At 63.5% G+C, this 24,305-nt stretch carries 24 protein-coding genes; 7 read left to right on the top strand and 17 right to left on the bottom strand.

Annotated elements, in window-relative coordinates; all coding sequences use genetic code 11:
• Positions 1 to 7: 7 nt before the first annotated feature.
• The 8 genes from RCH10_RS15935 to RCH10_RS15900 all read right to left on the bottom strand — a co-directional run bounded on the left by RCH10_RS15935 (position 8) and on the right by RCH10_RS15900 (position 8,509).
• Entirely contained in the window at positions 8 to 634 is a 627-nt protein-coding gene (locus tag RCH10_RS15935) for a phosphoadenosine phosphosulfate reductase family protein (RefSeq protein WP_409053136.1), read from the bottom strand.
• Complete coding sequence (locus tag RCH10_RS15930; protein ID WP_323495869.1) at positions 631 to 1,038, bottom strand: DUF934 domain-containing protein; 408 nt, start codon at positions 1,036 to 1,038, stop codon at positions 631 to 633. The genes RCH10_RS15935 and RCH10_RS15930 overlap by 4 nt, the downstream gene beginning before the upstream one ends.
• A complete protein-coding gene (locus tag RCH10_RS15925) occupies positions 1,035 to 2,813 on the bottom strand; it encodes a nitrite/sulfite reductase (protein WP_409053135.1) in 1,779 nt (592 codons plus the stop codon). Before RCH10_RS15925 ends, RCH10_RS15930 begins: the two co-directional genes overlap by 4 nt.
• Before the next feature lie 427 nt (positions 2,814 to 3,240).
• Complete coding sequence (locus tag RCH10_RS15920) at positions 3,241 to 3,504, bottom strand: hypothetical protein (protein WP_187051778.1); 264 nt, start codon at positions 3,502 to 3,504, stop codon at positions 3,241 to 3,243.
• Between the two features lie 181 nt (positions 3,505 to 3,685).
• Entirely contained in the window at positions 3,686 to 5,233 is a 1,548-nt protein-coding gene (locus tag RCH10_RS15915) for an alpha/beta hydrolase family protein (RefSeq protein ID WP_409053134.1), read from the bottom strand.
• Positions 5,234 to 5,408: 175 nt separating this feature from the next.
• Positions 5,409 to 6,332 carry a transglutaminase family protein gene (locus RCH10_RS15910; protein ID WP_187051780.1) on the bottom strand — a complete coding sequence of 308 codons (924 nt, stop codon included), beginning with the start codon at positions 6,330 to 6,332 and terminating at the stop codon, positions 5,409 to 5,411.
• A gap of 22 nt (positions 6,333 to 6,354) precedes the next feature.
• Positions 6,355 to 8,211: an FAD-dependent 5-carboxymethylaminomethyl-2-thiouridine(34) oxidoreductase MnmC gene (gene mnmC / locus RCH10_RS15905; RefSeq protein WP_409053133.1), complete on the bottom strand. Its 1,857-nt coding sequence runs from the start codon at positions 8,209 to 8,211 to the stop codon at positions 6,355 to 6,357.
• Positions 8,212 to 8,236: 25 nt separating this feature from the next.
• Positions 8,237 to 8,509, bottom strand: a complete 273-nt coding sequence (locus tag RCH10_RS15900) for an oxidative damage protection protein (protein ID WP_187051782.1) — start codon at positions 8,507 to 8,509, stop codon at positions 8,237 to 8,239.
• 144 nt (positions 8,510 to 8,653) lie between these two features.
• On the opposite strand from RCH10_RS15900, the gene RCH10_RS15895 reads away from it, so the two are divergent.
• The 7 genes from RCH10_RS15895 to RCH10_RS15865 all read left to right on the top strand — a co-directional run bounded on the left by RCH10_RS15895 (position 8,654) and on the right by RCH10_RS15865 (position 14,930).
• Positions 8,654 to 9,700: a sulfate ABC transporter substrate-binding protein gene (locus RCH10_RS15895; protein WP_409053132.1), complete on the top strand. Its 1,047-nt coding sequence runs from the start codon at positions 8,654 to 8,656 to the stop codon at positions 9,698 to 9,700.
• Between the two features lie 118 nt (positions 9,701 to 9,818).
• Complete coding sequence (locus RCH10_RS15890) at positions 9,819 to 10,778, top strand: sulfonate ABC transporter substrate-binding protein (protein ID WP_409053131.1); 960 nt, start codon at positions 9,819 to 9,821, stop codon at positions 10,776 to 10,778.
• Between the two features lie 19 nt (positions 10,779 to 10,797).
• The gene (gene ssuD, locus RCH10_RS15885) at positions 10,798 to 11,979 is read left to right on the top strand and encodes an FMNH2-dependent alkanesulfonate monooxygenase (RefSeq protein WP_323501121.1); all 1,182 of its coding nucleotides are present in this window, start codon (positions 10,798 to 10,800) and stop codon (positions 11,977 to 11,979) included.
• Positions 11,980 to 11,981: 2 nt separating this feature from the next.
• Positions 11,982 to 12,866, top strand: a complete 885-nt coding sequence (gene ssuC, locus RCH10_RS15880; protein WP_409053130.1) for an aliphatic sulfonate ABC transporter permease SsuC — start codon at positions 11,982 to 11,984, stop codon at positions 12,864 to 12,866.
• Positions 12,867 to 12,880: 14 nt separating this feature from the next.
• Positions 12,881 to 13,858: an aliphatic sulfonate ABC transporter substrate-binding protein gene (locus RCH10_RS15875; RefSeq protein ID WP_409053129.1), complete on the top strand. Its 978-nt coding sequence runs from the start codon at positions 12,881 to 12,883 to the stop codon at positions 13,856 to 13,858.
• A 1-nt stretch (position 13,859) separates the two neighbouring features.
• On the top strand, positions 13,860 to 14,681 hold the full coding sequence (locus RCH10_RS15870) for an ATP-binding cassette domain-containing protein (protein WP_409053128.1): 822 nt from the start codon (positions 13,860 to 13,862) through the stop codon (positions 14,679 to 14,681).
• A gap of 33 nt (positions 14,682 to 14,714) precedes the next feature.
• The gene (locus tag RCH10_RS15865) at positions 14,715 to 14,930 is read left to right on the top strand and encodes a molybdopterin-binding protein (protein ID WP_187051788.1); all 216 of its coding nucleotides are present in this window, start codon (positions 14,715 to 14,717) and stop codon (positions 14,928 to 14,930) included.
• A gap of 27 nt (positions 14,931 to 14,957) precedes the next feature.
• On the opposite strand, the gene RCH10_RS15860 is transcribed toward RCH10_RS15865, so the two are convergent.
• The 9 genes from RCH10_RS15860 to cyoA all read right to left on the bottom strand — a co-directional run bounded on the left by RCH10_RS15860 (position 14,958) and on the right by cyoA (position 24,265).
• Positions 14,958 to 15,965: a Bug family tripartite tricarboxylate transporter substrate binding protein gene (locus RCH10_RS15860; protein ID WP_409053127.1), complete on the bottom strand. Its 1,008-nt coding sequence runs from the start codon at positions 15,963 to 15,965 to the stop codon at positions 14,958 to 14,960.
• Positions 15,966 to 16,111: 146 nt separating this feature from the next.
• Positions 16,112 to 17,380 (bottom strand): rhodanese-like domain-containing protein, encoded by a 1,269-nt coding sequence (locus RCH10_RS15855; protein WP_409053126.1) that lies wholly within the window; start codon positions 17,378 to 17,380, stop codon positions 16,112 to 16,114.
• A 40-nt stretch (positions 17,381 to 17,420) separates the two neighbouring features.
• Positions 17,421 to 17,990: a response regulator transcription factor gene (locus RCH10_RS15850; RefSeq protein WP_409053125.1), complete on the bottom strand. Its 570-nt coding sequence runs from the start codon at positions 17,988 to 17,990 to the stop codon at positions 17,421 to 17,423.
• The gene (locus RCH10_RS15845) at positions 17,980 to 19,320 is read right to left on the bottom strand and encodes an ATP-binding protein (protein ID WP_409053124.1); all 1,341 of its coding nucleotides are present in this window, start codon (positions 19,318 to 19,320) and stop codon (positions 17,980 to 17,982) included. The genes RCH10_RS15850 and RCH10_RS15845 overlap by 11 nt, the downstream gene beginning before the upstream one ends.
• A 4-nt stretch (positions 19,321 to 19,324) precedes the next feature.
• Complete coding sequence (locus tag RCH10_RS15840; RefSeq protein ID WP_409053212.1) at positions 19,325 to 20,041, bottom strand: SURF1 family protein; 717 nt, start codon at positions 20,039 to 20,041, stop codon at positions 19,325 to 19,327.
• Positions 20,038 to 20,439, bottom strand: coding sequence for a cytochrome o ubiquinol oxidase subunit IV (gene cyoD / locus RCH10_RS15835; RefSeq protein ID WP_187051797.1), 402 nt, complete (start codon positions 20,437 to 20,439; stop codon positions 20,038 to 20,040). The genes RCH10_RS15840 and cyoD overlap by 4 nt, the downstream gene beginning before the upstream one ends.
• The gene (gene cyoC / locus RCH10_RS15830; protein ID WP_409053211.1) at positions 20,436 to 21,053 is read right to left on the bottom strand and encodes a cytochrome o ubiquinol oxidase subunit III; all 618 of its coding nucleotides are present in this window, start codon (positions 21,051 to 21,053) and stop codon (positions 20,436 to 20,438) included. The genes cyoD and cyoC overlap by 4 nt, the downstream gene beginning before the upstream one ends.
• A 28-nt stretch (positions 21,054 to 21,081) precedes the next feature.
• On the bottom strand, positions 21,082 to 23,085 hold the full coding sequence (gene cyoB, locus RCH10_RS15825; RefSeq protein ID WP_323501093.1) for a cytochrome o ubiquinol oxidase subunit I: 2,004 nt from the start codon (positions 23,083 to 23,085) through the stop codon (positions 21,082 to 21,084).
• A 100-nt stretch (positions 23,086 to 23,185) separates the two neighbouring features.
• Positions 23,186 to 24,265 (bottom strand): ubiquinol oxidase subunit II, encoded by a 1,080-nt coding sequence (cyoA, locus tag RCH10_RS15820; protein ID WP_409053123.1) that lies wholly within the window; start codon positions 24,263 to 24,265, stop codon positions 23,186 to 23,188.
• Positions 24,266 to 24,305: the final 40 nt, after the last annotated feature.

Here is a 24,305-nt window from a genome sequence, read left to right as displayed (position 1 = left end):
TGCGACGTCAATGCGCGAGGTGCAGACCACACTCGCGGTTGTCTTCGCCCTTGGTCGGGTCCACGTAGTCGAAGTTGTTGGGCAGGCCATGCGCCTCGCAGTATTCGTACAGGTCTTTCGACGACCAGTGAAGCAGCGGCGCGAGCTTGATCAAGCCATCCGGATTGAGACTGACCGGGTCCATTTGTGCACGCACGGCGGTGTCGGTGGCACGCAGTGCGGTGAACCAGACCTTCGGTGCGGTCTCGCGCAGCGCACGCGCGAAGGGCTCCAGCTTCACCTCTTGCGTGAACGCGGCATGGCGCGGGTCGTCCAGCGCGGGCATCGGGCCGTCCACTGCTTCGCGATGCGCACGCGAACGGCGCGGCAGGTAGATGTGCAGATTGAGCCCCAGCTGCTTTGTCACTTCATCGGCAAATCGGTAGGTGGCCTCGGTGTTGTAGCCGTTGTCCATCCAGATCACCGGCACGTCGGGCTTCGCGCGCGTGACCATGTGCAGGATCACAGCTTCGAAGGGGCGGAAATTGGTGGTGACGATCGCGGGCTGGCCCAGGCCGATCGCCCAGTCCACGAGGCCCTGGGCATTGCGGCCGAGTTCGGCGTTGACGTGCTGGAGGTCGAGGTCGGTGTTCATGTCGCGAAATGCGGCGCGGTGTGTATTGCGTCGCCCTGATAGAAGCCTGAGAAACGTTCGAACTGGCGTTGCGCCGCCGAGGCGTCCACGCCTTCTTTCAATACCGCGCTGCTGAAGCCGGTGCGCTCCATTTGCACCAGCTGGTCGATCAGCACGTCGCCGGTGGCGCGGATGTCGCCCTTGAAGCCGAGACGGCGGCGCAGCAAAAAGGCCTGGCTATACGCACGTCCGTCGGTGAACTTGGGGAAGTTGAGATCGATGCGCTCGACGTCGGCCAGGCACACCTCGATCGCGAGCGGATCGGCATCGTTGGCGAGTTGCATGACCTTGGGGTCGCCGTCGTCGACATGGTCTTCGTTGGCGACGAGCTGCAATGTGTACTTCGTTTGGCTGGAGGCGGTCATGCCGTGGCCTCCACCCTGAAGCGCGCACCGTTGGCCGACGCCTTGAACGGGTCGTGCCCGACTCGGCGCAGCGTGTCGATGAAAGTCTCGCCCGCATTGCGCGTGTCGCGGTAGGTGCCGAGCACCGCTTCGATCACCTCCGGCACCTCGGCTGCGGAGAAGGAAGGGCCAACCGCCTTGCCGGCCTGCGGCGTGCCGCTCAGCGCGGAGCCGTCGGAGCCGCCGAGCGAGACCTGGTACCACTCCTTGCCATCCTTGTCGACGCCCAGGATGCCGATGTGGCCGCTGTGGTGGTGGCCGCAGGAGTTGATGCAGCCGCTGATGTGCAGATCGATTTCGCCGAGGTCGTCGAGCTCGTCGAGGTCTTGATAACGCTCGGTGATGGCTTCGGCGATCGGGATCGAGCGCGCATTGGCCAGCGCGCAAAAGTCGCCGCCGGGGCAGGCGATCATGTCGGTGAGCAGGCGCACGTTGGCGCTGGCAAAGCCGGCTTCGCGTGCGTTCAGCCACAGCGCGTGCAGGTCTTCTGCATGTACCCAAGGCAGCACGACGTTCTGGTCGTGCGTGACGCGTGCTTCGCCGGCCGAGAAGCGGTCCGACAGCTGCGCGATGGTGTCGAGCTGGTCGGCATCCGCATCGCCCGGCGCCTGGTGCAGGCGCTTGAAAGACAGCGTGACTGCGCGCAGGGCAGGGTTCTTGTGCGGCGCCACGTTACGTGCCAGCCAGCGTGCGAACTGCACGTCGTCGGCCGCGTGCTTTTGCAGGTCGATGGCGGTCTGCTCGGCGCTCTGCAGCACTCGCGTGGCCAACGTCGGCGGGACGAAGGTGGCGGACACGCGGTCGTATTCGGCCTGCGTGATGGTGTGCGGCGCACCGTCATGCTCGACGATTTGCTTGTACTCGGCCTCGACATCGTCGATGTAGCGCTGGCCTTCGGCCTTCACCAGGATCTTGATGCGTGCCTTGTAGATGTTGTCGCGCCGGCCGTAGCGGTTGTAGACCCGAACCACCGCTTCGAGGTAATTCATGATCTGGTCCCACGGCAGGAACTGGCGCAGTACGGTGCCGATGATCGGGGTGCGGCCCATGCCGCCGCCGACCTGAACGCGAAAGCCCAGTTCGTCGGCATCATTCTTCACCAGATGCAGGCCCACGTCGTGCCAGCCGGTGGCGGCGCGGTCTTCGGTGGCACCGGTGATGGCGATCTTGAACTTGCGCGGCAAAAAGGCGAACTCGGGGTGCAGCGTGCTCCACTGCCGCATGATTTCAGCGAAAGGGCGCGGATCGGCGATTTCGTCGATGGCGATGCCGGCGCGCTCGTCGCTGGTGATGTTGCGAATGCAGTTTCCGCTGGTCTGGATGCCGTGCATGTCGACCGACGCCAGGAGGTCCATCACATCGGCGCTCTTGGCCAGAGGAATCCAGTTGTACTGAACGTTCTGGCGCGTCGAAAAGTGCGCATAGTGCGTCGGCAGTTTCAACGTGCCGAGCTTGCCTTGCGTCTTGAGTGCCGTCTTGTAGACCTCGGCCTCCGGCTCGTCGTATTCGCGCGCGATGCGCGCCAGTACGCGAATTTGCCTGCTCGACAGTTCGCCGTAAGGCACGGCTACGCGGAGCATCGGCGCATAGCGTTGCACATACCAGCCGTTTTGCAGGCGCAGCGGCTTGAACTCGTCTTCGGAGAGTTTGCCGCCTTGCCAGCGTTCCAGCTGGTCGCGGAATTGCGCTGCACGCAGGTGCACGAACTGACGGTCGAATTCTGTGTATTGGTACATCGTGATAAACGTTCTGGGGGCGATCGTGGTGCCACGGTCCGCTGTAACCAGGGAGCCCGGACTTTAAAAGCACGCCTTATCTAAGCAAACTATTTTTTGGTTCGCGCCTTATGCGGATAAGCATATTCTTCAACGCCCATGCGGGTTGCCGGGCGATTCGGGGCGCGCTCCGGATAAGAGCGACGTGCTGCGGAGAGACTCGGGTGAGGAATCGCGGCGCGCATTGGCACCGGATATTAGCGAGGGCGCGGCGAGGGTGCGGCGAGGCGGCGTCGAGCGGATGTCGACGGCGATCGCTGACTGTCGTCAGCGTCTGTCGCTGGACATGGATCGGCGATCGATCGGACAGCGCGCAAAAGGGCCTGTCCGGTCGACTGCCCGATCGAGTCCGATCAAGGCAAGGTGCGGTCTGCGGCGCACCGGCAATTCACTGAAGCGAGGTCGGCGCGAAGTCGATGCGGGGCTGTTCGAAGTCGAGCACGGGTGGCAGCGGGCGGCGGTCGAGCACGCGGGAACTCAAGCGGCGCTGCAACGCGGTGGTGCCCGCCATCAGTGCCAGGCCGTGGCTCGGCAGCGGGCCTTCGGCGGCAGCGACCGCACGACAGGCTGCACCGTCCTGGCGCTGCAGGATCCAGTAGTAGTGGCCAGGAATGGGTTCGTCGACGATCAGGGCTACTCGGTCGGTGTTCACGTCTTGGTCCTTTCGGGGGCGTTCAGGAAGAACATCGGTTTTAGTTCTGCCGTCCGAAGGGGACAAGCGCATTAGTTCACATTTAGTAACTATTGCAATATTTGGAGAGGATTGCATGTGTGGCGCTCAATGAAAAAGAGGCCGAAAGGCCTCTTTTTTTCGCTATCGCTTCAAGCGACGTTCATGGGGGGCAAGTGCCGCCGGGCGAAGCCGCAATCGCACCCCGCAGTTGCCCCACGCTCGGGTTGGTGTCGTCGTTCGCGTTCAGCGTATTGCGTGTGTAGGTGCAGCCATACGCCGGTGCGGCGACAGTTGCCGCGGTCACCACATCGTCGCCGCCTGGCTTCACGCCGTCACGTTCCCACTTGATCATTGCGTCGAAGGTTTCGGCCATTTCCGCAGTGGTGAAGTCGCAATGCGAAGCGCCGCGAACCGCGCGCTGTACCAGCCATGTGCTGTTGCCGTTGGCCGCCACGCGCTGCTGGTAGATCTGCTCCATGCTGAAAGGCACGTAGAAATCGCCGAGCGTGTGGAGCGTGACCACTGGAATCTTGAACTGCCCGTTGGTCTTCGGAATCCAGCGCAGGCCGTCGGTGCGAAGCCGGTTGGCGTCGACCGCCGCGGTCAGCTTGAGTGCCGAAGCGTTGAGCGTTGTCGAGCCTGCCGCGTCGCCATCGATCGTGTAGGTCAAACGGTTGGTGTCGATCACGCTCTTGTTCAGGATGCCGTTGATGGTGCCGTCGCCGCCAAAGACGCCGATGACGATCGGGAAGGTACCGCCGTAGGCGAAGCCCACCGCAGCGATCGGACGCTCGCCACCGGTCAGGTTTTTCACCACGCTCTGGTACTTGACGCCGACACCCGCGGTTGCGGTCACCGGAGCGGCTGGGAAGCTGGCAGTGAACAGCGTTCCAACCACCTGCGGAGAAATGTCGGTCCAGTTGAGGAACGGATATTTCGGCAGGCTCGCTTCGACCTGCGCAGTTACCTGCGCGCCGGCAAAGTAGTCGAACAACTCGGTGTCGCCCAGCACGCCGCACATCGGCGCGGCGCCGTTGTACTTGACCTTGTTGTTTTCGGTTGCATAGGCCTCGTCTTCAATGGCTGCCGCAGTGATATGGCCGCCCATCGACACGCCCGTGATGTAGATCTTGCTCGGCGCGGCCAGCGTGCGATTGTTGGCCGCAGCGATCTTGTTGAACCCGAGCGCCAAGGCGTTGGTGTCTTCGATGCCGGCGCGCACGTCGTAGAAGTTCTTGCTGTAGCTCGACGCGGCCCAGGCGTATCCGTTCTGGATCAGGTAGCGCCGGATGCCCGGATTGTCGACAGTCAGTTGATTGCCTTGACCGCGGTAGCCATGCGCATACATGACCAGCTTGCCATTCCAGTTGGCCGGCACTTCGACGCGATAGAGCGCACCGCCGAGCACGCCTTGCCAGCGGCTGGTCGTCGTGTTGACGACCGTATCGGACGGGTCCACCACGAGCGCAGCAAAGGTCGTTGCGGCTGCATCGGCGGGCGAGGGCGCAAACGAAGTGCGGCTATCTTGCAGGCGCTTCTCCTCGGGGGCCGGTGCAGGGGCAGGTGCGGGCGCAGGGGCCGGTGCGGGTGCAGGCGTTGGCGCTGCTGCAATGGGAAGGGGACCGTTGTAACCACCACCGCCGCCGCCGCCGCAAGCGGCAAGGGACAGCGTTGCAATGACGAGAAGCGGGATGCGCTTTTTGCTCATGAATGTCTCCGTACTTTGTGTTGTTGTGCCGTTCGGCGGGGTGAGCGTATGGCGCACCAAAATCAACGGAGCAGGGACTTTCCCTGAGGTGGTATCGCGCGCGCGACAACGCGGCGGAGTCGGCCTTTCGTCCTACGAAACTTTTATCGAACCCTTACGTGGTGTGCCTGAAAAATCAGTGCCGGCGGCGCGTCACGACGACCGTCGCGGTCATGCCTTCGTACGAGTCGGGTGCGCCGAACCAACTGCCGGCAATGGGCGCAGCTTGGGACGGATCGCGCGCCACTCCAACTCGGATCAACTGCGCGCTGCCCATCAGATTGTTGGTCGGGTCGTAGGCGACCCAGCCCGCGCCCGGAAGGTACGCGTGAAGCCATGCGTGTGTAGAGCCGGCTCCGGTGGTGGCGCTGACGCTGCCGGCCGCCGGACCTGCTGCCGCCGCCTCGATGGCGCGCGAATCGAGCGCTGCGTCGTACAGATAGCCCGACACGAAACGCGTCGCCACGCCCAGCCGCCGTGCCGCCTCCATCATCAACAGCGCGTAGTCGCGGCAACTGCCGCTGCCGAGCTGGAGTGTTTCGAGCGGCGTCTGCGTGCCTTCTTCATCGCGCGCTGCATAGGTCAGGCTCTTGCCGATGTGCGCGTTCATGCGCGCCAGCACATCGCGCGTGCTGTTGGGTGCGTCGGTCTGCAAAAACTGGTGCGCCCAGCGAATCAGCTCGCCTTGCGGGTCGTCATGGTGCGGACGCAGGTAATGCTCGAGGTCGAGCCGGTCTTGGACCGAATAGGCAAAGGGCAGGAACTCCGCCGCCGGGTGCAGCACCAGCTGGTCGAGCAGCGACGGCACCTGTTCGATGGTGAACGAGCAGACGATCTTTAGTTCGGTCGCCTCTCCCAGCGGCTGCACCAGCGCAACCGAGTTGGAATGCGGGTCTTGAATCAGCCGGATGTTGGCGCCGAGGCTGACCTTGAGGTCGGTCGCCAACACACGCAGATCGTGGCTGTCGCGGGGGCGGAACATGATCCGGTGCAAGCCGAAGGTGACCGGCTTGTTGTAACGGTAAGTGGTGGTGTGGGTGATGTCGTAGCGAAGGGCCATCCCGCATTCTCACGCCACACCTTCAGTCTTTGACCGGCTTGGCGAGGCGCCGTGTGTCGAGCGCCCTTGCCAGCGTCGCCGGCAAAGGAAGTGGCTCGCCGTGCCAGTGGGCTGCGAGGAGTTCGGCGCAGAGGGCGGAGAAGGTGAGGCCGCGCGAGCCCATCGCGGTGCTGACCCAGACGCCGGGCCAGCCTGCTTCATCGAGCGGGCCGACCAGCGGGCGGCGGTCGGACGAGGCGCAACGGATGCCGACCCATGCGTTGGCTGCGGCGACGTCGAGTAATGCTGCGGCGCCTGGGTGAAGGCGCGTCAGCCGATCGCGGTTGCGTCCGGTGTCCGATGCGTGCGGTTCCAGATCGACACTGTCGCGATCGAAGGTGGCGCCGGCAAGCCAGAGCGAACCGGTTGCTTCGGCATCGGTTGCCGGCACGCGCGCGATCAGATGACCGTCGCCGTTGATTGGCATGTCCGGCAGATCGGCATCGTGTGGCGCGTGGCCCCATGCAACTTGGCCACGCACCGGTTGCAAAGGCAATGCAGGCGCGAGGGTGCGGCTGTCGATGCCGGCCGCGATGACTACGCGATCGGCCTCGACCAATACGTCGCCGCGCGCATCCACGAGGCGCCAGGACGCGGCGTGGCGCACGAGTCGCTCCACGCGCGTTTCATACCTCATGGTGATTGGAGGCTGGTTCAGCCACGCTTCGACCAGGCTCCTCGGGCGCACCCACGCAGCGCGCGCATGCCAGAGTGCCGGCGCATCCGCAGGGATGCCACTCAGCTGCAGGCGTTCGACATCGGCTGGCCATGACTCGTTCGGCCCTGCCGCTTGCCACGCGGCAGGCACCCTCACATCGCCATCCGAGCGTCTCTCGATCACGCCCGTGCCCCGCCAATCGACACCCGCTTCGAGCAAACGTTGCAACTCGATCCAGGTGGCGCGAATGCCCGCTCGGGTGAGGCGGGAAAGCAGCGCATCGTCTGCCGACACGTGGGGTGCGAGCAGCCCGACCGGCAAGCCGGACGCGCCGGCCGCAGAACCACCGCCCGCATCCAGCACGGTGACGCGCCAGCCACGCCGCGCAAGGCTGGCTGCCACAGCGGCACCCGCCAAGCCTGCGCCGATGACCGCGCAATGCCCCGGCAGCTCGACCCGTACCGGCAAGGGATCGCGTCGCCGCACGGTCCACGCTGGCGCGAACGTGCCCGCAAGGCAGTCCCGCTTCGGCGGCAGACCGATGCGTTTGCCGACCGTGAATCCGCACTGCGCCAGCGCATCGCGCACCGCCCGTGCGATCGTCCAGGTCGCGATGCCGGTGTCTTGCCGCGCGAACCGCGCCACCTGCTTGAGCGTGTCGGCCGACCACATCTCGGGATTGCGCTGCGGACTGAAGCCGTCGAGAAAGATGCTGTCGGCCTCGAAGCGCTGCGCCCGCAGCATCGGCTGGGCGTCGCCGACGCAGAGCGTGAGCGTGACCTTGCCGTCGTCGAACGTGAGCCGATGAAAGCCGGGCAGCAGGCCGTGCCACTGCGCTGCGAGCGCTTCGGCCATGCCGGCCAGTTCCGGGTATGCCGCTGCGGCGCGAACCAGATCGGCCGGCGCCACCGGGTGCGCCTCGATCGAGACGAAGTGCAGCAGATTCGGGCGATGCTCGTCTGCGCGCCACGCGTGCCACGTTGTCAGAAAGTTGAGACCCAGGCCAAAGCCGGTTTCGAGAATCAGCCATTGCGGCCGATTTGCCCAGGCTTGTGGCAAGCCGCAGCCGCCTAGAAACACATAGCGCGACTGCGCAAGCGCGCCGGTTTCGGTGTGATAGATGTCGTCGAAGCGCTCGCTGCGCGGAACGCCGTCGGCACGCCAGTCGACCGGTTCGGTCATGCGACGGGCGCGCCGGAGATTGCGGTCAGGCGGTGGGAGGGGTATAGCCCTGAACCACGTCGGCCCCATCGCCAAAGAAGTGCTTTTCCATCTGGCGCTTCAAGTATTCACGGGCACGTTGGTCGGCCAAATTGAGCCGGTTTTCGTTCACCAGCATGGTCTGCTGCTTGAGCCACGCCGCCCATGCCTCTTTGCTGACGCTCGCCCAGAGGCGCTTGCCGAGATCGCCCGGGTAAGGCGGAAAGTCGAGGCCTTCGGCTTCCTTGCCGAGCTTGACGCATTGGACCATTCTTGCCATTTGAGGTGCCTTCGGGGTGGTTGGGTCGCGCGGAGCGCCCTTAGTTGATTTCGTTATTTAGAACTGAGAACTCAGTCGTTCCAGTTTCTATATGCCGGTTCCAGAATCCGCAGCTTCACCGATATGCCTGTGAGCAGCACAACCATGAAATTTCGCCGCGACTTTATCAAGCTTTCCCTCGGCGCTGGCCTGGCCAGCGCGTTCACCCTCGCTGGCTTGACGGCATCGCCCGCCTTCGCGCAGGGCGCGGCACCGGTCACGCTGCTCAACGTGTCTTACGACCCGACCCGCGAGTTGTACGTCGACTACAACAAGGCTTTCGCTGCGTACTGGAAAACCAAGACCGGCCAGGACGTGACCATCAAGCAGTCGCACGGCGGCTCGGGCAAGCAGGCCAGATCGATCATCGACGGCATCGACGCCGACGTGGCTACGCTGGCGCTTGGCGGTGATATCGATGCACTCGTCACGCACGGCGGACTGGTCAAGGCCGACTGGCAAAAACGCCTGCCGCACAACTCGGCACCGTACACATCGACCATCGTGTTCCTCGTCAAGAAGGGCAACCCGAAAGGCCTGAAGGACTGGGACGACCTCACCAAGGCAGGCGTGCAGGTGATCACGCCCAACCCCAAGACATCGGGCGGCGCGCGCTGGAACTACCTCGCGGCATGGGAGTTCGCCAAGCGCAAATACGGCAGCGAGGCCAAGGCGCAAGAGTACGTCGCCAACCTCTACAAAAACGTCCCGGTGCTCGACACCGGCGCACGCGGTTCGACCATCACGTTCGTGCAGCGCGGCGTGGGCGACGTGCTGCTCGCCTGGGAAAACGAAGCCTTCCTCGCGTTGAAGGAATTCGGCCCCGAGAAGTTCGAGATCGTGGTGCCTTCGATCTCCATCCTGGCCGAGCCCAGCGTGACCGTGGTCGACAAGGTCGTCGACAAGAAGGGCACGCGCGCCGTCGCCGAGGAATACCTCAAGTACCTGTACTCCGACGAAGGCCAGGACGTGGCCGGCCGCAACTTCTATCGCCCGACATCGGAGAAGGCCAAGGCCAAGTACGACAAGCAGTTTCCCAAGCTGACTTTGGTGACCATCGACGATGCTTTCGGTGGTTGGGCCAAAGCTGACAAGGCGCACTTTGCCGACGGTGCGTCGTTCGATCAGATCTACACGGCTAAGCAAAAGTAGCCGAGCAGAAGCAAGCAGGCGCGGCAATCCCAGCCGCCTCTGCACCGATCCGTACAGATGTCTCGCAACGCCGCCCAAGCGCGGTGCGGGACTGCCTTTGCCTGAAAGAAACCGACCCATGACAACCACCGTTTCCATTCCGCGTCGCCGCCTGGTGCAGGGCGTGGCAGCCGCCATCGCGTTGCCGTCGTTCGCCGCACTCGCGCAAGCGCCGTCGCGCCAATTTCGCATCGGCAACCAGAAGGGCACGCTCAACATCCTGAAAGGCCGCGGCACGCTCGAAAAGCGGCTTGCGCCCTTGGGTGTTTCGGTCAAGTGGACCGAGTTCAATGCCGGCCCGGTGCAGCTCGAAGCGCTCAACATCGGCTCGATCGACTTCGGCGATGTCGGTGAGGCGCCGCCCATCTTCGCGCAGGCGGCAGGCGTACCGCTGGCCTACGTCGCTGCCACCGTGCCGCGGCCCGGTGCAGAGGCCGTGCTGGTGCCGAAGGGCTCGACCATCCGCACGGCCGCCGATCTCAAGGGCAAGAAGGTCGCGCTCAACAAGGGCTCGAACGTGCACTACTTCATCGTCAAGCTGGCCGAGAAGGCGGGCCTGAGTTACGCCGACCTCAACCTCGTCTTTCTGCCGCCGCCCGATGCGCGTGCCGCCTTCGAAAAAGGCTCTATCGATGCGTGGGTGATCTGGGACCCGTTCCTGGCCGCCGCACAACAGTCGCTCGACGCGCACATCCTGGCCGACGCGAGCGGCGTGGTGGGCAATCGCGGCTATTACTTTTCGTCGCTCGACTACGTCGCCAAGAACGCCGACGTGCTCGCCATTGCGACCGAAGAGCTCAACAAGATCGACGTGTGGGGCGCCGCGAACAAAGGCGAACTTGCCGCTGAACTGTCTGCGCTATGGGGCTTGCCGAAGCCGGTCGTCGATGTGTCGGTGGGCCGCGCGGCCTACGGCATCGGCCCGATCACCAAAGCCATCCTCGGCGAGCAGCAAAAGATCGCCGACACCTTTTTCGAGCTGAAGCTGATCCCCAAGAAGATCAACGTGCTCGAAGCCGCGTCGGCCAACCTCGCGTGAAGATGGAATCGATATGACGATGCAAATTTTCTGGTTCTTGCCGACCCATGGCGACAGCCGCTACCTCGGTACGGCCGAAGGCGCGCGGGCCGTCGACCTGGACTACCTGCAGCAAGTGGCCGGCGCGGCCGACAGCCTTGGCTACGAAGGCGTGTTGATCCCGACTGGCCGCTCGTGCGAAGACCCGTGGGTCATCGCTGCCAGCCTGATCGGCTCGACCAAACGCTTGAAGTTTCTCGTTGCCGTGCGCCCCGGTTTGCATCAGCCCAGCCTGGCCGCGCGCATGGCCGCGACCTTCGACCGGCTCTCCGGCGGGCGGGTGCTGGTCAACCTCGTGACGGGTGGCGACCAGTCCGAGCTCGAAGGCGACGGCGTGTACCTCGACCATGCCGCACGCTACGAACAGTCGGCCGAGTTCATTCGCATCTGGCGCGAGATCATCACCCGCAGCCACGACGGGCAGAGCTTCGACTACGAAGGCAAGCACTTGAGCGTGAAGGGCGCCAAGCTGCTGTTCCCGCCCACGCAGAAGCCGTATCCGCCAGTGTGGTTCGGTGGCTCGTCGGCGGCGGCGCACGAGCTCGCGGCCGAGCAGGTCGATACGTACCTCACATGGGGCGAGCCGCCTGCAGAGGTCGCAAAGAAGATCGCAGACGTTAGGGCCCGTGCGGCGCGCAAGGGTCGCACCGTCAAGTTCGGCATCCGGCTGCATGTAATCGTCCGCGAGACCGACGACGAAGCCTGGCGCGCGGCCGAGTCGCTCATCAGCCGCGTCGACGACGCGACCGTGATCAAGGCGCAAGCGGTGTTCGCCAAGATGGATTCCGAAGGCCAGCGCCGCATGGCCGCGTTGCATGCCGGCGGCGCGAAACGCACGCGTGCCGACCTGGAGATTTCGCCGAACCTGTGGGCCGGCGTCGGACTGGTGCGTGGTGGTGCGGGTACCGCCCTGGTGGGCGATGCGAAGACCGTGGCCGCGCGCATCGAGGAGTACGCGGCGCTCGGGCTCGACAACTTCATCCTGTCGGGCTATCCGCATCTGGAAGAGGCGTATCGCTTCGCGGAACTGGTGTTTCCTTTGTTGTCGCGTCGCGCTCAGACGCAGCTCGGGTCACGCCTTGCCGGTGGCTCGCTGACCGGACCGTTCGGCGAGGTGGTCGCCAATCTCGATGCGCCATCGCGTCTGCAATCGCAAAGCTAAAAATGTCGCACCCCCCAAGTCTTCGTGCACTGCGTGTCGCTTCGCCAACCCCCTTGCAGGGCGCAACACCAGCAGCCCGGGGAAGCCGGTTACGCGGTGTTCCCCGCATCTCCGAATTCGCCGGCGCCGTGGCACAACGACTGATTCCCTGGCTGGTGCCGGTCACTCTCATCGTGGTCTGGCAGATCGCCTCGTCGCTCGGCTGGTTGTCGACGCGCGTGCTGCCCGCGCCACTCGCCGTGCTGCAGGCTGCGTGGACGCTGGCCGCATCGGGCGAGTTGTGGACGCACGTCAAGGTGAGTGCCGGCCGCGCACTCGGTGGGCTCGCCATCGGCGGCAGCCTGGGCCTCGGGCTGGGCCTGCTCACCGGTTCGGTCAAGTTCTTCGAGACACTGCTCGACTCGACCATCCAGATGGTGCGCAACATCCCTGCGCTGGCATTGATCCCGCTCGTCATCCTGTGGTTCGGCATCGACGAGACGGCCAAGCTGTTCTTGATCTCGGTGTCGGTGTTCTTTCCGATCTACCTCAACACTTTTCACGGCATCCGCAACGTCGATCCGCAGTTGATCGAGATGGGCCGCACCTATGGCCTGACCCGCTGGCAGCTGTACCGCGAGGTGATCCTGCCGGGCGCGCTGTCGTCGATCCTGGTCGGCCTGCGCTTCTCGCTCGGCTTGATGTGGGTGATCCTGATCGTGGCCGAAACGATCTCGGCGCAGTCCGGCATCGGCTACCTCACGATGAATGCCCGCGAGTTCTTGCAGACCGACATCGTGCTGGTCGGCATCCTTCTTTATGCGCTGCTGGGCAAGGCTGCCGATTTGTTCGCGCGCGGGCTGGAAAGTTGGTGGCTGAGATGGCATCCGGGTTACCAAGCCAAGTGATCGAGCCACAAACCATGACTGCATCTTTTTCATTTACGCGCAGAAGCGCACTCGGCACGCTGGCAGCACTCGCTGCATCTGCATCTGCATCTGCATCGGCATTTGCGCAAACCACATCCGCCACGGTCCGCATCGGCTATCAAAAGTCGTCGACGTTGATCGTGGTGCTCAAGACCCAGGGCACGCTGGAGCGTCGGCTGGCGCCACTGGGTGTCAGGGTCAGCTGGCACGAGTTCACCAGTGGCTTGCCGCTGCTGGAAGCGCTCAATCTCGACAACCTCGATGTCAGCGCCGACGTAGCCGACACGGTGCCGGTGTTCGCGCAGGCGGCTGGCGCCAAGCTGACTTTCGTAGCGCAGGAGGCGCCGTCGCCGGCGGCGCAAGCCATCGTTGTCCGGGCCAATTCAGCGGTCAAGTCGGTGACCGATCTCAAGGGCAAGAAAGTTGGTTTCGCAAAAGCGGCCGGCGTGCATTACCTGCTGATCGCCGCGCTCGCCAAAGTCGGCCTGTCTTTCAAGGACATAGAGCCCGCCTACCTTACGCCGGCCGATGGCCGCGCCGCCTTCGAGAAGGGCGCGATCGACGCCTGGGTCGTGTGGGACCCGTTCCTCGCCGCCGCGCAGCAGCAGTCGTCCGTGCGGGTGATTGCCGATGGCACCGGCATCGCGTCTTACCAGCGCTACTACCTGGCCGCGACGCGCTTTGCAGACGCGCGGCCCGATGTGCTTGAAGTGCTGTACGTCGAGCTCGAAAAGGCCGGCAAATGGGTCAAGCAAAGCCCGAAAGAAGCGGCGGCCTTGCTGGCGCCCGTGTGGGGCATCGATGCCGCCATCGTCGAACGCGCGAATGGCCGTCGCAGCTATGCCGTGCGCCCCGTCGTGCCCGAGCTGCTGACGGAACAGCAACGCATCGCCGATGCGTTCTTCGCCGAAAAGCTGTTGCCGAAAAAGCTCGATGCACTCGATGTGCCGCTCTTCAAACCAAGGGGTTGAGATGAATGCAGGAACCAGTGCTGGCGGCGTGCGGCTCGAAATCCGTGGCGTGCACAAGCGCTATGGCGCGCGTGAAGTGCTGCGCAATACACAGATCGACATCGCGCCTGGCCAGTTCATCGCCATCGTCGGACGCAGCGGTTGCGGCAAGAGCACGCTGCTGCGGCTGGTCGCTGGACTGGAGCCGGCCTCGGACGGCACGCTCAGCACCAACGGCCGAAAGATCGACGGGCTGCACGACGACACCCGCATCATGTTTCAGGAGGCGCGTCTGTTGCCGTGGCGTCGCGTGCTCGACAACGTCACGCTCGGGCTGCCGGCGGCCTTGCGCTCGCGCGGCCGCGAAGTGCTGGCGCAGGTCGGGCTGGCCGATCGGGAGCGCGAATGGCCGGCGCGCCTTTCAGGCGGGCAGCGGCAGCGCGTCGCGTTGGCGCGCGCGCTGGTGCATCACCCGCGCTTGCTGCTGCTCGACGAGCCGCTGGGCGCGCTGGACGCGCTGACCCGCATCGAAATGCACCGGCTCATCGAGAACCTGTGGCAGCAGCATCGCTTTACCGCGCTGTTGGTCACGCACGATGTGCAGGAGGCGGTGGCGCTGGCTGATCGCGTCATCCTGATCGAAGACGGCCGCATTGCGCTGGACGAGAACATCGCGCTGGCCCGGCCGCGCTCGCAGGGTGACCCGGCGTTTGCAGCCATCGAGAAACGCATCCTCGATCGCGTACTGCAAAAGCCCGATGCAGAGATCGCCGAACCGTCGGATCCGGCCAACGACACGCGCTGGGCCGATGGTCCAGCGCACGCGCTCAGGTGGGCTGTCTAGCCCCGGCGTCATTCAATTTCCAAGGAGTCCTTCATGTCCATTCAAGCTATCAACGTACGCAACCAGTTCAAGGGAAAGATCAAGGAGATCATCCGCGGCGACGTGGTGTCCGAGGTCGATGTCGAAACGGCCTGGGGCATCGTGACCTCGGTCATCACCACGCGTTCGGTCGACGAGCTGCAGCTCAAGCCGGGTTCCGACGTGGTCGCACTGGTGAAGTCGACCGAGGTATCTATCGCCAAGCTCTGATGCGCCAGACGGTCTGTCATTCGCGGGCTACTCCGCTTTGATGCCGACCGCTTTCACGATCTGCGCATAGCGCCCGTATTCCGCGGCGACCTGCTTTTGAAACTCGCGTTGCGATTGACCGGTCGCCTCGATACCCTGTGCCGCCCACTCGGCGCGCACCGCAGGAGACTGCACGATGCGACCGGCGTCGGCAGCAATGGCATCGATCACGACCTGCGGCGTGCGCGCCGGCGCGAACAGGCCGAACCACGTTCCTGCTTTAAAGCCCGCGTAGCGCTCCGCAACGGTCGGCACGTCGGGCAGCAAGGCATGCCGGCGCTCGCCCGTGGTACCCAACGCCACCAGCCGACCGCTGCGAATGTGCGGCAGCGCCGGCCCGACCGCGATGAACATCACGTCGACCTGGCCGCCCAGCACGTCCTGCAAGCCCAGCGGCCCACCGCGGTAAGGAATGTGCGTCGCATAGATGCCGGCGCGCGCCTTCAATATTTCCATGGCCAGCTGCTGCGGACTGCCATTGCCGGCCGAAGCGAAGTTGTAGCGGCCGGGCTGCGCCTTGGCGGCACGCACGAAGTCGGCGAGCGAATAGAAACCGGTCTTCGGATTGGCCACCAGCACGAAGTCGATCTGGCCGAGCGAGACCACCGGCAACAGATCGCGCTGTGCGTCGTAGGGCAGGTCGTGCTGGATGTTCGGCAGGATGGTGATCGGCCCGTCGGCACCGACCAGCAGGCTGTAGCCATCGGCCGGGGACTTGGTCAACGCGTCGGCCGCGAAGATTCCGGCGGCGCCGGCGCGGTTGTCCACGACCACGGGTTGCTTCCACTGCTCGGCGAGTCGCATCGCGAGCGAGCGCGCCAGCACGTCGGGTGAACTGCCGGGCGTGTTGGCGACTGTGATGTGGACGGCCTTGGTCGGGAAGGTCTGCGCCTGGACGGGGAGAGCGAGCGTTGCTGTTGCGAATGCGAGCACAAGTGCGGAGGCGAAGGTTGCGAGCTTCGTGAGGACAGGTTTGAAGACAGGGTGAGCGCGCATCGCGGAGCCTTTGGTCGAAGAGAGCAAAGGGCGCGATTCTCGTGGTGCGAGAGCGATCGGCAAACGACCGTTTCGTCAGATGCATAGTTGCCAGCGGCATAAGCAGAGGCAGAGGCAGAGGCAGCGGCAGCGCCCTTCGATTGCCGTCAGATCACCTTGAAATGGTGCGTGCCATCGCGTGCGAGTTGCGCGACCAGGCCGTACTCCCAATCGAGATATGCCTGCATGGCTTCGGGCGGCGCATCGGTGCCTTCGTAGGGGCGGCGGTAGCGATGCGGGTTGGGCGCAGGGCGTTTGGCGGCTGCATCGAACGGCGGGCCCGCTTCACTGAACGCGTCTGCCGCAGGCGCAGCGACCACGTAGACATCCCAGCCCATTTGCGCGAGCCACGAAGCGGTCATGGGCGCACGCACGCCGTCGTCGTCGGCCAGCACGATGCGGGCGCCGCGCACCGGAACATGGTGATCCGTCTCCTGCACCAGCTGGCCGCCGGGTGCGCTGGCGAAGCCCGGCAGATGGGCTACGGCATATTCCTCGGGCGTGCGCACGTCGAAGCGATAGAGCGTGCGGTCGGGTGCTTCGAGCGAGTCGATGGCACCGAGCGAAATCCGGCGCACGCCAGCGCGATCGGCGACGCGCCTCGCGTCTGCGCGGGCCTGCGCGCGATGCGCATCGCTGACCACGTCTGGCGCTCGTTTCTGCGCGCCCTGGTCCAACACCTGGCCGGCCAGCTTCCAGCCGATCGTCCCGTTGCGCAGCGCGGTCACCGGATTGGGAATGCCCGCATTCACCAGCGACTGCGTGCCGATGATGCTGCGCGTGCGTCCCGCGCAATTCACGATCACTTGCGTGGCCGGGTCGGGCGCCAGTTCGCGCACACGCAGGACCAGCTCGGCACCCGGCACGCTGGTCGCGGTCGGGATGCTCATGGTTTGGTACTCGTCGAAGCGGCGCGCGTCGAGCACGACGACATCAGCTTTTTCGTCGATCAGCGCCTTCACTTCTTCGGCGGAAAGCGAAGGGGTGTGGCGCTCGTGCTCGACCAGTTCGCCGAACGATTTACTTGGCACGTTGACGTCGCGAAAGACTTCGCCGCCCGCTGCGCGCCAACGGTCGAGGCCTCCTTCGAGCCGATGCACCTGCGTATACCCATGTGCAGCGAACCGGCCGGCGGCGTCTGCCACCAGGTCTTCGCCGTCCTGCTCGCCGTAGAGGACGATGACGGTGTCGAGTCGTGGAATACGCCGCTTCGCATCGGCTTCGATGCATGCGAGCGGCAGGTTAGCCGCCCACAGCGGATGTTCCTGCGCGAAAGGATGTTCTTCGCGCAGGTCGAGCAAGGCAATCTCGTCGCGTGCCATCAAGCGGGCGCGCACCTGTTGGAAGGTGAGCGCGTCAGTAGGGGTGTCGGACATGCCCGAAGTATCGCCAGGATTGCATCGTTCCGCGGCGTGCCTATTTGACCTGCTGCTTCTCGAGCTTGCGCGCCAGCGTGCGGCGGTGCATTCCCAGCCGCCGCGCGGTCTCCGAGATGTTGAAACCGGTCTGTGCCAGCGTCTCGTGAATGCGCTCCCATTCGAGCGTCTTGATCGACGATGAGCGGTTGGTCAGTTCGACTTCGGCATTGCCCGCCGCTCGGCCGAAGGCGGCCTCGATGTCATCGGTGTTCGACGGTTTCGCCAGGTAGTAGCAGGCGCCGAGCTTGATGGCCTCGACGGCCGTCGCGATGCTGGCAAAGCCGGTCAGCACCACGATGAGCATGTCGGGGTCGTGCGCATGCAGTGCGCGAACGCAGGCCAGGCCCGATGCTTCGCCGTTCAGCTTGAGGTCGACCACGGCGTAGCCGGGCGTTCGGCCCGACGTTTCTTCGTTGCCCTCGTGACCATCGCCTTCCACCAGCGCAAGCGCCGAATCGAGGCTCGTCGCGAGCATCACAGCGTAGCCGCGCCGCTCGAACGAGCGGCCGAGCGTCCGGGCGAAGGCGGCGTCGTCTTCGATGATGAGCAGCAGGCGTTCAGTTTCCATCTTCATCGTCCTGATCTTCTTCGTCTTCTTCCTCGAGGGTGATCGCTGCCAGGGGCAAGGTGATCGTCACCACGGCACCGCCTTCGGGCCGGTTGCGCGCCACCACGCTGCCACCCAGCGTGCGCGCCACGTTGACGACGAGGAACAGCCCGAGTCCGCCGCCGGTACGTCCCTTGCTCGACTGGTAAGGCTTGCCGAACTGGGCAAGCATTTCTCGCGGGAACCCGGGACCCGCATCGGTGACCGTCAACGTCAACGCTTTGGCGTCGACATCGTGCATCACGTCCAGGCCCACGCCATGCGGCGAAGCCTCGATGGCGTTGTCGAGGACGTTGCACACCATCTGCTTCAGGGCCGAGTCCGACACCATCGGCATGTCGGGCGCAAAGAGATTGCGGTAGACGAAGACGCGGCTGTTGCGCGTGGTGCGCCACTCTTCGGCCAGGTCGTCGAGGAAGGTGCAGATGGTCGTCTTGACGGACGACTCGCCACGCGCTTCGCCGGCCGACAGCAGGATGCCGCTCACGATGGTCTTGCAGCGCTGCACCTGTGCCTGCATTTCGCCGACCTCCTGCAACAGCTCGGCATCGGCGGTGAAAGCCGGCATGCGCCGCCAGTCGCCGAGGATCACGGCCAGCGTGGCGAGCGGCGTCCCGAGTTCGTGCGCCGCACCCGATGCGAGCAGGCCCATGCGCACGATGTGCTCTTCTTCGGTGGCACGCTGGCGCAGGTCTGACAGCCGCGCATCGCGCTCGCGCAAATTGCCGTTGATGCGTGTGATGAAGACCACCAGCAAGCCCGCATTCAGCGCAAAGCAGATCAACATGCCCTGCAGGTACGGACTGGACAGACCGTGGCTCAGGTCCGATGAAAGCGGCAGGGGCCGGCCAAACACCGCAAGGCCGACGAAACATGCAGTGGTGATGCCGACCATCGTGCGGACGGACCACGCATCAAGCAGTACGGCTCCCAGCGTGACCTGCAGCAGGTACAGAAAAACAAAGGGATTGGTGACACCGCCGCTCAGGTAGAGCTGCGCAGTCAGGGCGCCGACGTCGACCAGCAGTGAGACGAAGAGTTCGGTCTTGGTGACCGCTCGCGGCACACGCCAGCGCAACAGGCTCGCAAGGTTGAACGCGGTGAGGCCGGCCAGCACTGCGAGCATGAGGTTAATCGGCAGACTGATGCCGAAGCCGTAGTACACGACTTCGATCGTGACCAGTTGGCCGACCACCGCGATCCAGCGCAACTGGATCAGCTGCTGCATGTTCTTCAAGCCGCTGGCATCGTCGAAACGTCCGGCACCGACAGCGTCCATGGGGCTCGTCATGAGATCAGCCGAGGCGTGGTTTGCGTTCTTCGCGGACGAACCACCAGGCAGCGAGAGCGGTCATCAGCGCCAGCGCAAACCAAGTGAACACGTAGACCAGATGATTGTTATAGAACGCAATCACGGTGAGACCCGCCCGGGGCCATTGAGTGTCAGTCTCTGTCGACGGGGCATCCTCGTCGACAAAAAAGGGTGCTGCATCGGCCACGTTGCGCGCAGTCGCGATGGCTGCCACATCGCGAGAAAACCACCGGTTCGAAGCAGGGTCGTTGTGTCTCAGGAAACCGCCACGGGGTTCGGTCATGCGCAGAAGGCCCGTGACATCGACCTCGCCGACGGGCTCGGTGGTCTTGCGCTTTGCGCGATCGACTTCGTCGGGTGGCACGAACCCGCGATTGACGAGGATCGCACTGCCATCTGCGCGGCGCAAAGGCGTCAGTACCCAAAAACCGCTTCCGAGTTTGGTACTGGCCTGAACCAAAGTCTCACGCTCGTACAGAAACTCCCCTCTGAGCTTCACGTGCCTGTACTCGTCATCGGAATTGTTCACTTCCGCCCACTGCGCCATTGCCGGCGGTGAGGTGGCAGGGAGGTGAACACGCTGGTCGACCCGTGCAATCAGATCGAGCTTCCAGGCCAATCGCTCTATCTGCCAGATGCCAAGCGCAACGAATCCGGAAAACACCAGAAACGCGCAACTGGCCAGTGCAATTCGCTTCAAGGCATGTTCTTCATTTCCTGCATGGACGGCGGCATCATGTTGTAGTTCAGGTGGTACATCACCCAGATCGAGCCGCTCAGCGTGATCACGACCAAAACCAACGTGAAGACCAGCGCCAGCAACGACCACCCGCCTTCTGTCTTGGTGCTCATGTGCAGGAAGTAAATCATGTGAACAACGATCTGAACCGCAGCCAATGCAAGGATGACGAATGCCGTGGTGCTCGACTTGTCGAATACCTTGCCCATGACGATCGCGAACGGGATTGCAGTGAGGATGACCGCCAGCACGAATCCGGTCATGTACCCGTTGAATGTGCTGTGCGGACCACCAGCGTCGTCTTCGTGATGTCCGTCGTGCGGTCCGTGAGGTGAAGTTGCTTCGATGTGTGCGCTCATTGCAGGGATCCCATCAGATAGACAAAGGTGAAGACGCCGATCCAGACGACGTCCAGGAAGTGCCAGAACATCGAAAGGCACATCAGTCGCCGACGGTTCTCCAGGATCAGGCCGCCGCGCGATACCTGGACCATGAGCGTCACGAGCCACACGATACCGAAGGCCACGTGCAAGCCGTGCGTGCCGACCAGCGTGAAGAACGACGACAAGAATGCGCTGCGCTGGGGTCCAGCGCCTTCGTGGATAAGGTGCGCAAATTCATACAGCTCCAGGCCGATGAAGGCGGCGCCCAGCAGACCGGTCACCGCGAGCCATGCCAACACCGGTCGCAGTCGCTTGCGCTGCATCTCGAGCATGGCAAAGCCATAGGTGATGGACGACAGCAGCAGCATCGAAGTGTTCAGCGCCACCAGCGGCAGGTCGAACAGGTCTGCACCCGAGGGGCCGGCGGCGTAGTTGCGGCCCAGCACCGCATAGACCGCGAACAGCACGGCAAAGATGAGGCAGTCGCTCATCAGATAGAGCCAGAACCCGAGCAGCGTGCCGTTTTCCGGGTGTACCTCTTCGGCTACGAAAAATCGCAGATTGGCGCGTGTGCTGACTTTTTCAGCCATGGTGCCGGGCGGTGGGGAAACAGTGAACTCAGACATGGCTGGCCAGCAGTTGCGTACGTTCGCTTTCAATGCGGAAGACTTCGTCCGCACCGATGTAAAACTCGCGTTTGTAGTTGAAGGTATGGCCGATGGCGACGACCACGATGGCAAGGAAGGACAGGGCGGCGAGTGGCCACATGTGCCAGATTGCCGCGAAACCGAATACCGCGCTGAGTCCGGCCAGGATGATGCCGGCGCCGGTGTTCTTGGGCATGTGGATGGGAATGAAACCTTGCAACGGCCTCACGTATCCCCTCTTCTTCATGTCTGTCCAGGCGTCGCCGTCGTGAACTTGTGGCGTGAAGGCAAAGTTGTATGCCGGTGGTGGTGACGAGGTCGACCATTCGAGCGTACGGCCATCCCACGGGTCGCCGGTGGTGTCACGCAGTTTTTCGCGGTCGCGGAAGGTCACGTAGAACTGGATCAACATCGACAGGATGCCGAGGGCGACAAGGAACGCGCCGAAGGCGGCGATCTGGAACCAGATCTGGAGCGACGGGTCGTCGAAGTGACTCATGCGCCGCGTCACGCCCATCAGGCCCAGCACATAGAGCGGCATGAACGCAAACCAGAAGCCGGTGATCCAGAACCAGAACGACACTCGGCCCCAAAACGGATCGAGTTTGTAGCCGGTCGCCTTGGGGAACCAGTAGTTGATGCCGGCAAACGCACCGAACACCACGCCGCCGATGATCACGTTATGGAAGTGGGCCACCAGGAACAGGCTGTTGTGCAACACGAAGTCGGCTGGAGGCACTGCGAGCAGCACCCCCGTCATGCCGCCGATCGTGAAGGTGATCATGAAGCCGATGGTCCACAACATCGGCACCTCGAAGCGGATGCGGCCGCGGTACATGGTGAACAACCAGTTGAATATCTTCGCCCCGGTCGGGATGGAGATGATCATCGTGGTGATGCCGAAGAACGAGTTGACGCTCGCACCCGAACCCATGGTGAAGAAGTGATGCAACCAGACCAGGTAGGAGAGGATCGTGATGACGATCGTCGCGTAGACCATCGAGGCGTAGCCGAACAGGCGCTTGCCCGAGAAGGTCGAGACCACTTCGGAGAACACGCCGAACAACGGCAAGATCAGGATGTAGACCTCCGGGTGACCCCAGATCCAGATCAGGTTGACGTACATCATGGCGTTGCCACCGAAGTCGTTGGAGAAAAACGCAGTGCCCACGTAGCGGTCGAGCGCCAACAGCCCGAGTACCGCGGTCAGCACCGGGAAGGCGGCGACAATCAACACGTTGGTGCAGAGCGCGGTCCAGGTGAAGATGGGCATCTTCATCAGACCCATGCCCGGTGCGCGCATCTTGACGATCGTCGCGATCAGGTTGATGCCCGACAGCAACGTGCCTATGCCCGCGACCTGCAATGACCAGATGTAGTAATCGACCCCTACGTCTGGGCTGTAGGCAATCCCCGAGAGCGGTGGATAGGCCAGCCAGCCGGTGCGCGCGAAGCCGCCGAAAAACAGCGACATCATGACCAGCACGGCGCCACTGGCCGTCATCCAGAAACTCAGGTTATTGAGAAACGGGAATGCAACGTCGCGTGCGCCGATTTGCAGCGGCACTGCGAAATTCATCAGGCCCGCGATCAGCGGCATGGCGACGAAGAAAATCATGATCACGCCGTGCGCGGTGAAGATCTGGTCGTAGTGATGTGGCGGCAGGTAACCCACCGAATCGCCGAAGGAGACGGCCTGTTGCAAGCGCATCATGATCGCGTCGGAGAAGCCGCGCAGCAGCATCACCAGACCCAGAATGATGTACATGATTCCGATTTTCTTGTGGTCGATGCTGGTGAACCATTCGCGCCAGAGGTAGCCCCATACGCGGAAATAGGTCAGGGCGCCAAGCATCGTTGCGCCGCCGAGTCCGATGGCGATGAAGGTCACCAGCAAGATCGGGTCATGAAAAGGGATCGCGTCCCAAGTAAGGCGGCCGAAGACGAGCTTCGTAATATCTAGATGGTCGAACATCGTGGGTCCGGGTGACGAAAATTAGGCTGCGCAATGCGGCGCAGTGAGAGGCAGTCGGGTTGAAGCAGCTTTGAGGACAGTCGCTCGATGCGGATGCTCGTCAGAGCGGACGGTCCGCGGAAGACAGCGCTATGTCTGCCGGATAGTCGCGGGCGGTGCACATCGCACCGACGTACAGCCGTGCGGGCTTCGGGTCGACCCCGGGTGTCGGGCGCACTGCAGAAGCACTCGAGGCCAAGTTGACGGCGCCAGGAACGCCGAGGCCACCCCTTGCGTCGATTGCCATCATGTCTTTCATGCACATCTTGTTGTTCTCGACGCAGCGGTTCAGGATGGCTTCGTAGAGCCCGGTTGCCACGGTGGCATACCGACGTACCGGGTCGCGCTCGCTGGGCTGTTCGAGCTGCTTGTAGCCATCGCGGGTCAATTCCGTTTTGTCGGCCTTGGCGGTTTCGACCCACTTGTCGAACTCGGCCGTGCTCATGCCGTGGAACTTGAAGCGCATGCCGGAAAAGCCGGCGCCGCTGTAGTTGGCTGAAAAACCATCGAAGGCACCTGGCTTGTTGATCACCGCGTGCAGCTTGGTCTCCATGCCGGGCATGGCGTAGATTTGCCCGGCCAGTGCAGGAATGAAGAATGAATTCATGACCGACGATGCAGTGATCTTGAAACTGATGGGCCGGTCAACCGGCGCGGCCATCTCGTTCACCATGGCAATTCCTTGTTCGGGGTAGATGAACAGCCACTTCCAGTCGAGTGCCACCACTTCGACGACGAGCGGCTTGACGTCTGCCGGAATGCTTCGCTCGGCGTCCAGCCGCGCCAGGGGGCGGTAGGGGTCGAGCGTGTGAGTGCTGATCCAGGTCAGCGCGCCCAAGGCAATCACGATCAGCAGCGGCGCTGCCCAGATGACCAGCTCGAGCTGGGTCGAGTGATTCCAGTCAGGGCGGTAATCGGCATGCGCGTTGGCGGCCGATTTTCTGTAGCGCCACGCGAAAACCACCGTAAGCACGATCACCGGAACGATGATGAGCAACATCAGCAGCGTCGACGTGATGATCAGGTTGCGCTGCTGGACGGCGATGTCGCCCGAAGGGTTCATGGACACCATGTTGCAAGCCGACAGGAGTGCAATGGCGGGTAGGAAAAGTAATCCGCGAAGTTTCTTGAGCTGGGTCATACCGGACAATTTAAAGTGGACTCGGTCTTGATAATTCGCA

It is taken from the genome of Variovorax sp. GrIS 2.14 (assembly GCF_046115955.1).
Taxonomy (GTDB): Bacteria; Pseudomonadota; Gammaproteobacteria; order Burkholderiales; family Burkholderiaceae_C; genus Variovorax.
The sequence above is the reverse complement of the archived record's forward strand: the minus strand, read 5'-3'. Positions and strand labels throughout refer to the sequence as shown.